A 16,370-nucleotide genomic window follows, 5' to 3' on the forward strand; every position below is an offset into this window, starting at 1 on the left:
CGCCGACCGCGCACTTCCTAAAGGGAATGAATATCGCCCCGATAGATTGCGTGACTTCCTGACGTTACACCAAATTTCGTATATGATTGATATCTAAATTAGGGAGGACGCATTGCCTGTACACATCAAGGCAGCGCCGGAGCCGCCACGTGCGACGGCTTGGCTCTCGCACCGACTCGAGACATTGGTCCACGATTTTCCGCAGATCGCCGATAGGGAAAGGACAACCGTCAAGGGCGGATATGACTTTGATGTTGCCATCGTTGGCAGCGGCTATGGCGGCTCGGTGGCTGCCGCCGAATTGAGCGCCTGCAAGGATGTGCAAGGCCAATCTTTAAAAATCTGCGTACTGGAACGCGGCAAGGAGTACCTGGCCGGAATGTTCCCTTCGCGATTGGCCGATCTGGGTGGCCACGTCCGCTTTGCCACCCCCTTTGCGAAACGCCAACGCGGCGTGTTCGATGGTCTTTACGACTTGCGCTGCAGCGACGACGCGGTAGCTCTCGTCGCGTGTGGCTTGGGTGGAGGCTCATTAATCAACGCCGGCGTGATGGAGATGCCGCTGCCGGAGATTTTCCGGGAAGCACGCTGGCCCACCAAAATCCGCAGAGATACGACGCTCACAGAGACGGCTAAACGGCTGGGCGATTGGCTGGGAGCCAAGCCGATACGTGTCACCAAGCCTTTCCTGGCCAAGTCCGAAGCAATTAGAAATTTGGCTGGTGGCAAAGCACGACCCGCTCACATAACCGTCGCTTCCGATTGCCACACCAACCACGCCGGGGTCGCGATGAGCGAATGTCGCCGTTGCGGCGACTGCGCCACTGGTTGCAACTACAATGCCAAAGAATCCCTCGACCTGAATTTGTTGCGGCTGGCTCGACAAAGCGGAGTACGAATCGTCACTGGCGCCACCGTCTTGCGCGTTTTGCGCGCGGGCGAAGGATGGCAGTTGGACGTCAATCACACCGATGGCCATCTACGCGACAACCAGCGGAACCCGTTCGCGCTGCTGGCGAGGCGCGTGATCCTTGCAGCAGGCACATTCGGCTCGACGGAAATTTTGATGCGCTCGCAAATCCGCGGGATAAAGTTCTCCGATCAGCTGGGAGGCAAGTTCTCCGCCAATGGTGACATGCTCGTCGTTGCCCATGATTTGGCGGCAAGGGTGAATGGCGTCGCTGATGAAACCGAGGATCCGGCCCCAAACACCAAAAGCGAGGATTGCGGTCGCGCGGTCGGCCCGACAATAACCGCAATGATCGATCTGCGCGACGGCAACGCGGCTACTGACCTGGTGATCCAGGATCTTGCCGTACCGGGACCGCTGCGCCGCTTATTTGAGGAAAGCGCCACCACATTCGATGTGCTCAATCGCGTCGCCGATGGCGACTGGGCGAAGCATGAGCCGAATCCTTCACGGGCAGACGATGCAGCCGTCAATCCAGCCGCCATCACCAACTCCCTGGTGTTGGCTATGATCGGCCGCGACGACGCGGAGGGAGCACTGGCGCTAGGGCCCTCGATGCAAAACAGCGCCGATGAGAAGCAAGACGATCCTGAAAAAATGCTCGCCGACGGGATGCTCACGGTGCGCTGGCCGGAGTTGCGACTGGACCCCCGGCTGGAGAACCATCATGCGCGCCTTGGCAAGTTGCTTCGAGAGTCTGGATTGGGCGGACGGCTGGTGAACAACCTGTTGTGGCGACCTTTGTCCGACAGGCTCGAAGCCGTGTTCGGTCGCCAACGCGGGCCGCTGCTGACGGTGCATCCCCTTGGGGGCTGCGCCATGGGTGACGACGTTCGCCAAGGCGTGACCGATCATTGCGGCCGCGTGTTCGATGCCGCCGCGGTCGGCCTCAGACGCACTCACGAAGGGTTGATCGTGCTCGATGGCTCGGTCGTGCCCACGTCGCTGGGCATCAATCCCGCCTTGACCATAGCCGTTCTGGCATTGCGAGCGATCACCGAGCTCAAGGAGGAATGGCAACTCAGTGGCGGCCGTTTGATCAATGCACCCTTGCCTGGGAACTCTCGTGGCGAAACGCGGCCGATATATTCCACGCCGCGGACGAACCCTGCGCCTACGCCTACCAGCATCGAACTGACCGAACAGGTGCGCGGCAAGGTCCCTCTGGCTATGCGCGGCAACGGTGTGAAACCACACATGGTCGAACTGACGCTAACCACCAAGCCGGTGGTGCTCACCGATCTCTACGCGCTGCAAACGCCCCGTGGACGGTGTTTGCCGATTGCCCATGGTCGGCTGCGCATTCTGCGTGCAGGAAAGGAGTTCGACCCCATTGCAGATCAGGCCTATGAAAGCCATGTTGCGCTCGAGGCGGAGATCTCGGGATCGCTCCACCTGTTCGATCTGGAAAAATCGCGCCCCGTGCCCCGAATGCTGCGCGCTATCCTTGCGTGGGCGCTCAACCGCGGGATGCGCGACTTTGCTTACCGCTTGGTCCGCCAGGGCCAGGAATGGTTGCGTTTCACGCCGCCTAGCGGAGGGGCATCCCATCTCAGACTGCTCGACATTCTGCACCTGTGCTCGCGTGCGGGCGGGGTCCGCCTGATCGAATACGATTTGCACATCGACAAGGTTGTCGAGCCGGAAGATCTCGGCACGGGCGCGAGGTTCGAAAGCTCTCTGTTCACGCAGAAGAAAATCAGAGCGGTTAAGCGCCTCACCTATGCGCGCGGCGCCAGCCCTTGGCAGCAATTGATGGAGATGTCGGTCGAAGTTTTCCCGCAGATGAGCAAGACCGTCATTAGCAAGAAGCTACCGTCGCTGGAGCTAAACAAACGATACCTGGCGCGGCAATCGGTGCCTCTGCTGCGGATAGTGGGGCAGCAAGACCGTGTCGCGGCACTGGCAGATCTGGCCTCTTTCATACTCTACGGTTTTCGCGTCGTGCTTCAGATACATGCACTGAGTTTTCGCCGCCCCGACCCGCCATCTGCGCGTGAACCACAACGGCTGCCCGGGGCGGTGCCGGGCTTACCTGCGCCCCAAATCGACTGGTTGACCTTGAAAGGTCAGCTCAGCCCGCCGATCCGCATTCGCCTGGCCCGCTATGACGGCAGTATCGAGAAGGGCGTCCCGAAACGCCCCGTCTTGCTCATCCATGGTTACAGTGCGAGCGGCACCACATTTGCTCATGCTGCCGTACCCGGCAACCTCGCTCAATCGCTGTGTGATGCTGGGCGCGATGTCTGGGTGCTCGATATGCGATCGAGTTCAGGCCTGACTACCGCCACAGGCGGTTGGTCTTTTGAGGAGATGGCGGAGAATGACATTCCGATCGCCGTCCAACACGTGCTGGCTGCGACAGGGCAGGAAAGGCTCGATGTCGTCTGCCATTGCATGGGCGCGGCAATGTTCAGCATGGCAGTGCTTGGCGAGCATGATCGAAGGAATTTGCACAATAAGATCGGGCGCGTGGTGTTTTCGCAAGTCGGCCCGGCAATGCTGTTGAGTTCGGCAAATGTGCTCGCCGCATATGTGATGCGATATGTACGTTATTTTCTTCAACTTGAAGACTATGTGTTTAGTCCGCATGGCGATATCTCGCTCGCCGGTCAATTGCTCGACAGAGCGCTCTCGGCAATGTGGCTGCCGTCCGACGAGTATCGGCGCGAGAATCCCCTCTGGCCCCCAGGCAAAGCGACGCCTTGGGTCGGCACAAGACATCGGATGGACGCGCTCTATGCACGCACCTTCTCGCTCAACAATCTCTCTGACCTCGTACTCGACCACATCGACGATTTCTTCGGCCCGCTCAGCGTCGAGACAGTCTCGCAGGTCATACATTTTGCTGGCTTCAACACCGTGACCGATCGCGCCGGCATAAATCGCTATGTGCTGCCGGACCGGGTGAGGGATCGACTGAAGTTCCCGATGATGTCGATCCATGGAGCGGAAAACGGTTTGGTCGCCCCCTCAACGCTAAGACTGATGCGAAATATGCTCAAAGGGGCCGGCGTGCCGCATTTGAACTCATCTCTGCATGCGGTCGAGGCGGTGCAATCGGAGGAAGAAATCAGGGATCTTATTGACAAAAGCGGCCAGTTCCTGGCGCTCGGCCAACCGTCCTACCTGACCTGGTGCATTGCCGGCCACGGTCATCAGGATTGCCTGATCGGCAAAGACGCCTCGTCGATCTGCGGCGTTATAGCGAAATACCTCGGAATGCCGGATATCTCCGATATGCCGGGCCCCTTGGAGGACAAGCCATGACGCATTCTCTCCCCTCTGAAGCCAGGGCGCCCGCCTTCGGGGTGCGCGTAGAGGTCGAGGCGGGCAAGATCCTGGTGCAAGCGGCCGATAGCGGAGGGCGGGGCTTGCCTCATGCAGCTTTCATTGTTCCCGTCTACGCAAAGGGCGACCGCCTGCACATGATCGGTCCGCCGGTTACGAGCCGCGGCGACGAGAAAGGACAGAGGGACGATAGCCTCTATAATAGTCTTCCGCATTACTATATTAAGCAACCCGCATCTCCTTACGTATTTGAAGTTCCGCTCCATGAGTGGCCTGAAGCGCAGCAGGTACTGGTCTTGCTCCTGTACGTTCAGGCGCAGGGTATTGGCGGCTTGGCTCGGTTACCGAAACTGCCCGACGCGGCGGGATCACCACCTGAAATCCTCGACACAGGTTCGCATGCCAAGAACGCGGTGAAGAGGGCCGCCGAGGCTATTCGGTATGCGCTCGAGACTGACACATTGGATGATTTGCGAGGTGGCCTGATCGTCGGCAGGCCTGGAAGGTCGCACAGAAGCCATCGGCACAAGAGCGATGCCCGCGCGGTATCGAACCTTTCATTCGCTCTCGCAAGTTGCCAATACCCCAGTGATTTCCTCGACCACATGCCCGACGGTCAGCATGCGACACGAGGGCCCGCGGATGCGTCTCTGCTCGCGCTCGGCGATCTACTGGGCAAACCCGGCGCCCCAACGTTGCTGCTGCTGGCCGGCGATCAGGTATATATCGACGCTACGGCAGGGCTTTTCGACCCTAAGGTAGTCAACGACCGATTCCGAATACCCTACGAACGCCGGGGCCAGAGCCGCGGTGTGAAGGCGGTGATGCAGCGCTTGGACATGGCGGTTGAAATGATGCTGGACGATCATGAGATTCGCGACAATTGGGCAAAAGACCCCGACCCGGCGATGCGCAAGAATGATATCGTCATAAAGCCTGGGAAGCTGGCTTACTTCAGGTACGAACGTGGCAAGACCGAGGTGCTGGAAAAGCGCCTGCCGGCACACATCTGGCGAGACGATTTAACCCACAACGGTATGCCATTCTTCCTTTGCGACACGCGCACCGAACGTCAAGGACGGACGGTTTCGAACTGGTGCGAAGCGCGGATCATGGGTTCAACGCAATTCGCCAAACTTTGTGAATGGCTTACCAAGCCTGAACACACCGAAATGCCCAAATTTGTTCTCACATCCTCGGCAGTGCTGCCGCGGCGGCGGGAGGTGGCCGAGGCCCCCACTTGTGCCTTGCGTTCGGACGCGTGGGATGGATACCCGTTTTCCTTACATAAACTGCTCAGGTTCGTGTGCAACAAGGAAATAAAGGGACTGGTATTCCTGTCTGGTGACGAGCACGTGAGCAGCCTGGTCACCGCTCGTGTAACAAACAGCAAAACCGGCAAGCAGAGCATCCTGCATTGTATCCACAGTTCGGCGCTGTACGCGCCATATCCGTTTGCGAACGGAACTGCCGACAATTTCCAGGCCAATGAGACTTTTTGCTTTCCCGATCCCGATCCTGAGCAGGGGCCGTATTGTTGCGAGGTGCAGACAAGTTTCGCCCCTGGCGACGGTTTCGCGCTTGTAACGACATGCCGCCGCCGTTCGCATTGGCGTCTGGATGTCAAGTTCCACGACAGCGGGGGGCTCAAGGAGAACGGAACCTTCACGCGCGACCTAGAGTAATAGCTGCGCGTGAAATAAGGCTTCACTCAGTTTTTCTCACTATACCAAGCGGCCCGCGCTCGATCAGGCGCGGCGGCAGCTATTTATCCCGAGATAATCGTCTCTGAGGCCGCATGTCCAAACGATCGCCTGCCCTTTGCATGAGCCTGTGTAGCCGCTCCCCATAAGGAAACGTCGCCATGAAGCGAAAACGCTTGGCCGGCAATCGGTCTCCTCAATCGACAATGGTGGCGGACAGGGTCCGCCACCATTGTGATAACAGGCCACGATAGAGGCCTGCCCGGATTATTTCCCGGCGGCAGCCGCATTCTTTACCCAGCCATCGAACTCCGACTGATTTGCGGCAATCCAGTCGTTGGCGATCTTCTTGATCTCGGCGTCGGTCTTGTTGCCGGCCCCCAGATCGCCTTCCCACTGGCTCCAGATGTCCAGCGACCATTTCGCTTGTTCGATGAATTTCTTGGCCGCCGGATTGTCAGCCAGGAACTTCTTGTTGGCGAGCGTGCGCCAGTTCCATGGGCCAACCGCCATGCGGCATGGGTTCTGCCCCCCCGCACAGCCAACCACGTCCTTGACCTCGTGCGTCTTCGGTTTCGATACGCCCTCGGGAAGAGCGTCATACGGGATCGGCAGCCACACCACGTCCTTGCCGGGCTTCAGCCGATAGACGATCCAGGATGGGCTCCAGGTGTAAAGAAGGATCGGCTCTCCTCGGTCGGCCCGTGCAAAGACCTCGCCGATCAGCGGCTCGTATTTGGCGCGGATGGAGCGCACCGTATCGCTCAAGCCGAACTCCTTGACCTGGAAATCGACGACGTCACCGCACTTCCAAGCGGGATCGCAATTCACCAGATTGGCTTTTCCGTCACCGTCGGTGTCGAACAAGGCGGCGATCTTCGGGTCCTTCAGTTGCGAGACATTGGTGATGTTGTTGGCTTCGGCTGTCTTCTTGTCGATCATGTAGCCGTTGATGCCGCCGCCCGCGATCGTGCCTTCATTGATCAGTTCGACCGTATCCGAGATCTGTGCGATGGCGGGCTCGGCCTGCGGCCAGTTGATGTCGCCGGTCATGTCGAGGTCGTCCTGCGAAATGGCCTGCAGGATCGCCGACATGTTCATGGTCGACAACTTTACGTCGTAACCGAGTTTCTCGAGGCCCGCTATCAGGACCTGGTCCTGAATATAGTTGGCGCCCAGGCTGTCGGAGGACGTGAAACGAATGGTCTTGCCTTCGCCAGGCTTATCCTGCGCAAAACTCTGCCCACCCATCATGGTTGCTGCAACAGCCATGGCGCAGGCCAGTCTCAGCCCTTTGCGGTATCGATAATTCGCCGACATGTATTCTCCCCTTGTTGTGATATTTGTTGCGTCGTTCCGCCTGATCGAGACGGTGTTCAAACCTGCTGGTGGTTCGTTTCGAAACTCCCCGCTTCCTCATTTCTGGGACGCAGCAACTGAGCCAGGGCGGCCCGGATGCCCCGGGTTGGTCCGGCCTTGTCCTGGTTGGCCAGGCCCTGCGTGATGCGATCGAGGATCATGGCTAGCAGGACGATGGCGATGCCGCCGACGGCAGCCATGCCGACATCGAGACGTCCCAGCCCCTGCAGGACCACAAGTCCGAGCCCTTCGGCCCCGATCATGGATACGATCACCGACATGACCATAGCCATCAGTACTGTCTGGTTGAGGCCGCCCAGAATGGTTGGCAAGGCCAATGGAAGTTGGACTTCCCAGAGAAGTTGGCGATCGGTGGCACCGAAGGCCCGCCCCGCCTCGACCATCTCCTTGTCGACAAGACGAATCCCGAGATTGGTGAAGCGGATCAGCGGCGATATCGCCGCCACGATGACCGCGACTGCCCCAGGCACCGTTCCGACGCCGAACAGCATGACCACCGGGACCAGGTAGACGAAGCTGGGCGTCGTCTGCATGACATCGAGCACCGGCCGCACGATGGTCCAGGCGCGATCGTGGCGCGCGCACAGGATTCCGATTGGAATGCCAAGAATGACGCACACCACGATTGCCGTGGCGATGAGCGACAGGGTGGTAATCGCTTCCGCCCACAGGCCCATGAAGGCAATCAGGGTCAGCGAAAGCAGCGTGAATATAGCCACGCCACGCGATGCGGAGCGCCATGCGATGAGGGCAAAGATCCCGATCAGGATTGGAAACGGAATGGCATGGAGTCCATGGTCGATCGCGGTCAGAAGGGTCTCGACGGGCCACTTGATGGTCTGGAAAAGCGGCCGGAAATGCATTGCCAGCCAGCGGACGCCGACCTGGATCCACTGGTCCAGCGGGATGACATAGAGATTATCGACATCCAGCATGATCAGGCCTCCGCTCCCCGGGATTGCGAGGAAGCCGCCGCCGGAGCGCCAATGCGGGACAGGATCTGGAGTGGATCGACACGCCCCAAATATCGGCCGCCCTCGTCAACAACGGCTATCGGCCGGTCTCGATGGCACAGGCTGGCCACCACCGACAGCTTTTCCGTGCCGCATACCGTCTCATAGTCCTTGCTCATCAATGATTGGATCGCCGAACCATCGGCGAGGCGTGGCAACTGGCGTGGTCCGACGACACCCACGACCTGCATCGAATCGTCGACGATGAACACCGGTTCGCCATCGGCATCGCGGCCGCCGGACGCACGTCCGTCTAGCCGGAGCGGGCTGCTTTCCACCATCACGGAACTCGCATCGAACAGATGGGCCCGGTTGACGTCGCGGGTGAAGGCTGCGACGTAGTCATTGCCGGGCTTGGTCACGATGTCCTGCGGAACGCCTTCGCGCATCACCATTCCATCCGCCATAATGGCGACCCTGCTTCCGAGCTTCAGCGCCTCCTGGAAATCATGCGTGATGAATAGGATGGTCTTGTGGAAAGTCCTGTGCAGGCGCAGCAGTTCGTCCTGCATTTCGCTGCGGATGAGTGGGTCCAGCGCGCTGAAAGCCTCGTCCATGATCAGGACATCGGCATCCGTGGCGAGTGCGCGGGCCAATCCGACGCGCTGACGCATGCCGCCGCTCAGCGTACCGGGAAGATGATTTGCCCACGAAGCCAGCCCGACGACCTCCAGCACCTCCATCACCTTCTTCCTGCGCGCGGCGGCTGGCACACCGCGCAGTTTCAGGCCGAACTCGGCATTCTCCAACACAGTTCTGTTCGGCAACAGGCCGAAGTGCTGGAACACCATGGAGATACGCGTCCGGCGGATTTCGCGCAGCCGCGCTTCGCTGGCGCCGGTGATCTCCTCGCCATCGATAAGGATGCGCCCTGCATTCGGCTCGATGAGGCGATTGATGCATCGCGCAAGCGTCGACTTACCGGAGCCGGACAAGCCCATGATCATGTAAATCGAACCGACGGGAACGGACAGCGACACGTCGCTCAAGCCGACGACCTGCCCGGTCTTCTGGAGCACAGCTTCCTTTGTCTCGCCAGACTTCAGCATGGCCAAAGCCGATTCCGGCGATCTGCCGAAAATCTTGTACACGCCCTCGACCGTTATGCGATCCGTCACACCTGTCCTCCACTCCTGGCCTGGCGGACGATAGTCAGCACATTCCAGAGCCACGATCCCGATTAATGAAGATAGAACTGCACCCGCCGTCTTCCCCCGTTCGGCAGGATACCCGCGTAGCCCAGTGCTACGAAGGAAAGCATACGGCTCGCGGGTTCGATGGTATAGGCTCTCCGCTACCCGGATAGGTATAATCCGGGGCGCCCGTATGGAGAAACGGCGTGCTGGCTTCGCTTAAAAACCCTGCCCTCATGGTCGTGGACATGCAGAACGATTTCGTGCGCAGGCATGCGCCGATGGAGGTTGCATCCGCGCGCGAAACCATACCTTCGATCGGCAGACTCATTGCGGCGTTTCGCGGCAACGGCAAGCCGGTGGTATTCACGCGATACGTTGCCGACTCCCTGTATCAGGCCCTCGCCGGCAAGCTGACCTGGATCAAGCTGACCGATGCGCCGACCCATGCGTGCGTACCAGGCTTCATGCGCTCCTACGGCGATGTCGAGGGCATGCGGGATGCCGCGGAGGTGATTGACGAGCTTGCGCCACAGGATGGCGATATCGTGCTGGACAAGGTCTATTTCAGCGCCTTTCATGCCACGGATCTTGCCAAGACGCTCAAGCTGCTTGCGGTGGACGGTCTGGTATTCGTCGGCACGGTAGCGGAGATGTGCGTCGAAGATAGCTGCCGTCACGCCGTGCATTTCGGTTATCCCACGATTGTGGTGGAGGATGCTGTTTCTTCCAACCATCCGCCCAGCCGGCAGGCCATGCTCGATGCTTTCGCACGCAACTACGGCTGGGTCATGACCACGGACCGGCTCCTGAATTCTTTCGCGGTCGGGCAAGCGGGAAGCGAGGTCTTGAACCTACCGCAGCGGTGAAAAATCGGTCGGGATCAGGATTCGGTTTTCCATCGTTTCGATATTCTCGGTGAGCTTGACGGTAAACGCCCGCCACGCGGGATCTTCGGCCAGCCGCTGACGCCGCTCGGCGCGGTCGTTCAGGTCGCTATAGCCCCATAGATGCACGACATGGTTGAGAGGTCCGATCTCGGTGCGGAAATAGCCGATCAGGTTCCCCAAGATCGGCTGCTGGATGGCAAGGCCTTCCTCGCTGATAAGCTGCATGTACCTGGCGAGACGGCCGGCCCTTATCTTGTAGATGCGTTCCTCGACAATCATGGCGTGACAGCTCCCATCAGGCGATCACCCGCGACTTTTCCCTGCCCGCTTCCTTCTCGCGCATCGCAAATACGGGCATCACTTCCTTGATGAACAGCGCCAGCGATTTCTTCTGCACCTCAAACGGCAGGTCGAAGGCGAGGCCGAGGCAGAACTGGTCTACGCCCGCCGCTTCATAGACCATCAGCTTTTCGACCACCTCGTCCGGGGTGCCGAAAAGGAGATTGTCGCGGATCGACCGCGGATCGTAGTCGCCGCTGTTGCCAACGGTGTCGTAAGAAACCGCTTCAGGAAAGCCGTTCTTCACCGTGCCGATGTTCTGGAACAGGTTCTCGAAGCTGCGCCCATATTGATAGCTGTAGCGAACCGGCAGTTCCCAGTCCTCGGGACGTTCATACACGCAAGTGCGGCGCAGCATCATGAACCGCGGTCTCGGCACTTCGGGATGATCCTGGACCGCCTTCTTGAACTTGTCGCCGAGAATGCCGATTTCCGCGACCGGCCGCGACAACGGCGTGGAGAGGATGTTGTGGCCATTGCGCACCGCCCAATCGAATGTGCCGGGGTCACGCGCCGCCACCCAGATGGGCGGGTTGGGTTGCTGCAAGGGCTTCGGCACCGAGGTTGCCAGCGGGAAGTGGTAATACTTACCCTCGTGGGCGTAGTCGCCTGCCCATAATTTCTGGACTGCCGGCAGCAGTTCCTGCATGTAGGCGCCGCCTTCCTGTTGCGGGATGCCTCCCGCCATACGGTCAAATTCATACTGATAGGCGCCGCGGGCGATGCCGAATTCCAGCCGCCCTCCCGTCAGGTGATCGCAAAGTGCGGCCTCTCCCGCGAGACGGATCGGGGTCCAGTACGGCGCGACGATGGTGGCGGTGCCAAGCCGGATCTGTTCGGTATGAGCTCCCCACCAGACCAGCAACTGGAACGGGCCGGGCGCGATCGTGAATTCAATCGTGTGATGCTCGGGCGACCAGGCGGTCTCGAAGCCGCCGGCATCGGCCATACGGACCAGTTCCAGCGTCTCAGCCGCCACCTGGCGCATATCCTTGTCGGGACTGAACCTCTCCATGTTCAGGGAAACGGAAAATTTCATGGCAATGACCTTTTCGAATATTAGGGAACCGTCGGATGAGCGTCAGCGCAAACGGATTACGAACGGGTCCTGCGTGGCGCCGGAGTAGTCGATGACGACATTCTTCAGGCGGGAGAACTCGCGCATAACCTCGAAGCCCCCGCGCTTGCCGTAACCGCTCTCCTTGAACCCGCCGGAGGGCGACATGTAAGCAGCAGAGCGATACGTATTGACCCAGACCGTGCCGGCATCAACGTTGCGCGCAAAGCGCAGCGCCCGGTCGATGTCGCGGGTCCAGACACCCGCCGCCAGCCCATACTGGGTGTCGTTGGCAAGCCCAATCAGCTCGCTTTCATTGTCGAACGACACGACGCCCACGACGGGCCCGAAAATTTCGTCGCGCATGAAGCGCATGTCGTTGCGCGCATCCGCCAGAACCGTGGGCTCGTAATACCAGCCGCCGGGGAGGTCGTCCCGCCGCGGCCGGTGGCCTCCGGCAACCAGCCGCGCGCCATCGGCGACGCCGTAGTCCACATACTGCTCGACCTTGTCGAGTTGGGCAGCGAGCGCCAGCGGACCGATTTCCGTGGCCTCATCGGTCGGATGGCCGATACGCACGCGCCTGGTACGATCCGCCAGCTTTTCTACGAATGCGGCATAGATGGATTTTTCGACGAAACAGCGCGAGCCTGCGATACAGGTCTGCCCGGCAGCGGCGAACACGCCGGCAACCACGCCGTTCACCGCGCGCTCGATGTCGGTATCGGCGAATACGACATGAGGCGACTTGCCGCCCAGTTCCATCTGACACGAAACAAGTCGGCTGGCAGCGTTGGCGGCGATGCGGCGGCCGGTTGCCGTACTGCCTGTGAAGGCGATCTTGGCGACATCGGGATGCAAGGTCAGCGCTTCGCCCGCCGTGGCGCCCTTGCCGGTAACGACATTGAAAACGCCAGCCGGGAAGCCCGCTTTTGCAATCAGTTCGGCGAGGGCAAGGGTGGACGCGGAAGTATGCTCTGATGGCTTGACCACGACCGTATTGCCAATTGCCAGGCAGGGTGCGAGCGTGCCGGTCAGCAGCATCAGCGGTGAATTCCACGGCGAGATCATGCCCACCACGCCGATGGGCTCGCGCAGCGTGAAGTTCAGCATATCGAGCTTATTGACCGGTATGGTCTCGCCATGCAGCTTGTCGGCCATTCCGGCGAAATAGAGATAGCTGTCCGGCGCCGCGCGCAGTTGCACACGCATCTCTTTCAGAAGCTTGCCGTTGTCACGCGTCTCGATGGCCGCGAGTTCATCGGCGTGTTCCGCGATGAGATCGGCCAACCGGCGCAGCAGCTTGCCGCGATCCGTCTGCGTCAGCCTGCGCCAGGCCGGATCGTGAAACGCTCTTTTGGCTGCCTGCACGGCGGCGTCGACATCATCCGCCCCGGCGTCGGCAACCTCATACCAAGGCGCCGCGTTCGTCGGATCGTAGCTCGGCATGTAGCGGCCGGACCGCGGCGCGACGCGCTCCCCGGCAATCAAAAGATCCTGGCGCGATCCTTCGATCATTTTCAGCGTCAGGTCCATCATCTCATCCCTTCGCGGTTTCTCGGTCGCCGGCCAAGCCGTTAAGCGACCGCCACGGACGCGGGGCGCCGTCTATCATCGCCACCCGGCCGCCATCGCTGGAATCGACGTAGATCCCGAAGCGAGAGTCCGCGCGCTCATGCAGGTAACGGCGCAGCGTTGCGCGTATCTGCCTGATCGGAATGCTGTCCCAAGGCAGCTCTTCATGGGCAAAGAACCTCAGCGACGGCGACAAATCCGGAATTTCGCCGGGCGGGCCCGCGAGCGCGCCACGGTAAACGACATAACCGGGCTGCTGGTCGGCCACATCGAAGACCGAATAGAGAAACGCATCGCTGGTGAGCGGCGCAACCACGCCGCCGCCTTCGAAGCTGAGCATGTCGCCCGGCTTACGGTGCGTTGCCGTCGGCAGTTCCCAGCCTCCGGCGCCATCGTCGCGCAGCAGGATGCGGCCGTCATGCTCGACCAGGTAGCCGATGATCATGCGATGGGAAGGCGTCCAGCCAGGCGGCATCGGGTCTTCCACGCAGACATAGCGCCCCCGGCAAAACCCTAGCGGAGCGGCAGGGCTGGTGCCGAAAGCACGCACCCGGCCGATCAGGATCACATGGTCTCCCGCCTCGATACGGTCATGCACCGTGCAGTCGAACCAGGTAAGGCTGTCGGTGAGCACCGGCGAGCCCGTATGCACGGTAGTATGGGCTATCGTCTCGAACTTGGAGAGTGACTTCGAGGCGAAGAGGCTCGCCACCTCCTTCTGGCGCTCGTGCAGTACGTTGACGGCGAAGCCTTCGGCCGTGTTGAATGCCGGAAAGCTGCTGGCGCTCTTTCCTATGCAGACGAGCAGCAGCGGCGGCTCAAGGGAGACTGAGGTGAAGGAATTCGCAGTCATGCCGCGCGGCGAACCATCTTCGTCCCGCGTCGTCACCACCGTGATGCCCGTGACGAAGGTGCCGAACGTTCGCCGCAGTTCCACTGGATCGATCGTGCTCAGCTCTTTTTCCCTCTTGTCCGTCATGCGTCCTGCCTCTCCAGGAGGGTGGAAGGATAAAGGGACGTGAGAGAGGGTCTTCCTGCTCTACGCAGGAGAGGCGGCAGTCAGACTCCTAGGACACGAAGCAGAGACCGCATCAGACAGGTTGCTCCCGGGCAATGGTCTCGTTGAGGCGTATTGCCAGTTCAAGCGCGAACCGACGTTCGGGTGAATCGATCTCGATGCCAAACAGTTCCTGGATACGGTTCAGGCGATAACGAAGCGTAGTAACATGCAATTCCATCGCGTCCGCGCAGGCCTGGCTGCGGCAACCGTGCTCCAGAAAGACGGTCAGGGTCCTGATATAGTCCGTTGCATGCGCCTCGTCGTGACGCACGACCGCGCCAATGGCGATATCCACGAACGACCTCACTTCCTTGCTGTCGGCCGCCGAAAGCAGCAGCGGAAAAGGACCGAAGTCCTGGGGCGCAAGCAACCCGGTACGGTTGAAGCGGACGGCAAGACGGATCATGCGCTCGCATTCAAGCCATGCCTGGGGATAGTCGTGAATGCTCGAACAGGTCTTACCCGCCACGATGATCGGCTTGGTGCCGATCAGCCACTGCGTTTCCTCGATCAGCTTGCGCACAAACGTCTTGACCACCGTGTCCGCGTCGCGGGGCGCGTCGGGAATGCGGCACAGAATGATCTCGCCCAATGCGGCGGCGGTCGCCTGCGGCGCCAATTGGCCGGCGAGCCGCATGATGGAGCGGTGCAGTTCGGGTATGGTCTTGCCCTTTTCCGGCACAGTTTCCGGGAGGCCGATCGCGACCAGCCTGGCGGTGGCGTTTACGTCAATGCCGAGCCGGCGCGCCCGCGCCGTCAAATCGTCCACGTTGCGCCAGTTGCCGGAAACGATTTCCATGAACAATTCGCTGGAAGTCTGCGATTCCGTCTGGAACCGTAAATGGCTGCGCATCAACTGGACGCTGAGCGCGAACCGAGCGCTCTGAAGAAGAAGATGATCGAGGTCGCCGAAATTGGCGTCGAGCGAAAACACGATCAGCGCCCCTACCGTCTTGCCATCCACGACCAACGGCTCCACCGCCGCCGGCAGGTTGAGGTGATGGCCGCCGCAGTTCAGGTACAGCTTGCGCATTTCAAGCCCGGCCTGGTCCGAGATATCGCGAGCAAGACGGAGAAACTGGCGGCTCATGCAATCGTCCATCTCCTCGCGCCAGCGGTCGGTGTCGATGAGGTCCGGCTTGGGCGAACGTCCGGCAACGACCAGGTTGGCAGTCAGATCCACCACGACGATTGCGTTCGGCAGGAAGGTTTCGACCATGGAAGCCGCGGATGCGACGGAACCGTCCGACAGGACCTGGTGCATCAGGGAGGAATGCGCGGCAAGTGCGTTTTGGAGTTGCGCGGCGGCAGCATGTTCCGCCCTTAGCCTGTGGGCCTTGTCCACGGCTATGGCGCCCAGATGGACGATCGTCTGCAGGAATGCGAGATCGGCCGCTGACAGATCGACAACGTCGCGCGACTGCACCGACAAGACCATCGCGCGGTCTTCCATGTCCCGGCAGCCCAGAGGCAAAACCACGACAGTGCGATAACCGCGCTGGATTGCCTCTTCCCGATAGCCCGGAAATTCGATGCTCTCCTGGGCATCGCGAATGATCACCGGATCATTGCGGGTCAACGCGATGAGGGATGGACTTGTCGCCAGCGTCCAGCGGTTGCGATAGGACTTCGTCAACTGGCTAGGATCATGCCGGGTCACGACCACAGCATTGCCATCCGCCTGATCGATGCTCATCACCGCCGCCATCGACCAGGCATCGTGCTGGCATGCCGCATCGACAAGGTGCTGCAGCGTTGTCTCGAGGTCGACGCTGGAATTGATGAGGCTGGTCACGTCGCGCAGGACGCGTGACAGCGGGCGATCCAAAGCGCTCAACAGAACCTCGCTGCTTGCCGGTACTCGATCGTTACATAGCCTTCCTGGTCGATGGCGCGCCACAGTCATATTCGTTACCGGGGGTCATGCCGCCGCCATATGGCCGGCATGGATAGGATCGA

Annotated in this window: 11 protein-coding genes; 3 read left to right on the plus strand and 8 right to left on the minus strand. The window is 60.5% G+C overall.

Features of this window, described 5'->3' with window-relative positions; translation table 11 throughout:
• The first annotated feature begins 112 nt into the window (after positions 1-112).
• Together FJ979_RS12995 and FJ979_RS13000 are read left to right on the plus strand one after the other, a co-directional pair.
• Positions 113-4,240 carry a GMC oxidoreductase gene (locus FJ979_RS12995; RefSeq protein ID WP_140581324.1) on the plus strand — a complete coding sequence of 1,376 codons (4,128 nt, stop codon included), beginning with the start codon at positions 113-115 and terminating at the stop codon, positions 4,238-4,240.
• Entirely contained in the window at positions 4,237-5,946 is a 1,710-nt protein-coding gene (locus tag FJ979_RS13000; RefSeq protein WP_140567233.1) for an alkaline phosphatase D family protein, read from the plus strand. Before FJ979_RS12995 ends, FJ979_RS13000 begins: the two co-directional genes overlap by 4 nt.
• 285 nt (positions 5,947-6,231) lie before the next feature.
• On the opposite strand, the gene proX is transcribed toward FJ979_RS13000, so the two are convergent.
• From proX to FJ979_RS13015, 3 genes are read right to left on the minus strand one after another with little or no spacing between them, the layout of a single operon-like run.
• Positions 6,232-7,284 (minus strand): glycine betaine/L-proline ABC transporter substrate-binding protein ProX, encoded by a 1,053-nt coding sequence (gene proX / locus FJ979_RS13005; protein ID WP_224519139.1) that lies wholly within the window; start codon positions 7,282-7,284, stop codon positions 6,232-6,234.
• A 56-nt stretch (positions 7,285-7,340) separates the two neighbouring features.
• Positions 7,341-8,279 (minus strand): proline/glycine betaine ABC transporter permease, encoded by a 939-nt coding sequence (locus tag FJ979_RS13010; RefSeq protein ID WP_140498487.1) that lies wholly within the window; start codon positions 8,277-8,279, stop codon positions 7,341-7,343.
• Between the two features lie 2 nt (positions 8,280-8,281).
• Positions 8,282-9,475, minus strand: a complete 1,194-nt coding sequence (locus FJ979_RS13015) for a glycine betaine/L-proline ABC transporter ATP-binding protein (RefSeq protein WP_140525291.1) — start codon at positions 9,473-9,475, stop codon at positions 8,282-8,284.
• Between the two features lie 221 nt (positions 9,476-9,696).
• Here FJ979_RS13015 and FJ979_RS13020 point away from each other — a divergent pair, with 221 nt between their 5' ends.
• Positions 9,697-10,359 carry a cysteine hydrolase gene (locus tag FJ979_RS13020; RefSeq protein WP_140581325.1) on the plus strand — a complete coding sequence of 221 codons (663 nt, stop codon included), beginning with the start codon at positions 9,697-9,699 and terminating at the stop codon, positions 10,357-10,359.
• On the opposite strand, the gene FJ979_RS13025 is transcribed toward FJ979_RS13020, so the two are convergent.
• The 5 genes from FJ979_RS13025 to FJ979_RS13045 all read right to left on the minus strand — a co-directional run bounded on the left by FJ979_RS13025 (position 10,345) and on the right by FJ979_RS13045 (position 16,317).
• Positions 10,345-10,659 carry an NIPSNAP family protein gene (locus tag FJ979_RS13025; protein ID WP_140498490.1) on the minus strand — a complete coding sequence of 105 codons (315 nt, stop codon included), beginning with the start codon at positions 10,657-10,659 and terminating at the stop codon, positions 10,345-10,347. The genes FJ979_RS13020 and FJ979_RS13025 overlap by 15 nt on opposite strands.
• Before the next feature lie 16 nt (positions 10,660-10,675).
• A complete protein-coding gene (locus FJ979_RS13030; RefSeq protein ID WP_140498491.1) occupies positions 10,676-11,758 on the minus strand; it encodes an LLM class flavin-dependent oxidoreductase in 1,083 nt (360 codons plus the stop codon).
• A gap of 42 nt (positions 11,759-11,800) precedes the next feature.
• Positions 11,801-13,312 carry an aldehyde dehydrogenase gene (locus tag FJ979_RS13035; RefSeq protein ID WP_140581327.1) on the minus strand — a complete coding sequence of 504 codons (1,512 nt, stop codon included), beginning with the start codon at positions 13,310-13,312 and terminating at the stop codon, positions 11,801-11,803.
• A gap of 4 nt (positions 13,313-13,316) precedes the next feature.
• Positions 13,317-14,330: a flavin reductase gene (locus tag FJ979_RS13040; protein WP_140498492.1), complete on the minus strand. Its 1,014-nt coding sequence runs from the start codon at positions 14,328-14,330 to the stop codon at positions 13,317-13,319.
• A 112-nt stretch (positions 14,331-14,442) separates the two neighbouring features.
• A complete protein-coding gene (locus FJ979_RS13045) occupies positions 14,443-16,317 on the minus strand; it encodes a helix-turn-helix domain-containing protein (protein WP_140498493.1) in 1,875 nt (624 codons plus the stop codon).
• Positions 16,318-16,370 lie beyond the last annotated feature (53 nt).

This window comes from Mesorhizobium sp. B1-1-6 (genome assembly GCF_006443035.1).
In the GTDB taxonomy this organism is placed as follows: Bacteria; Pseudomonadota; Alphaproteobacteria; order Rhizobiales; family Rhizobiaceae; genus Mesorhizobium.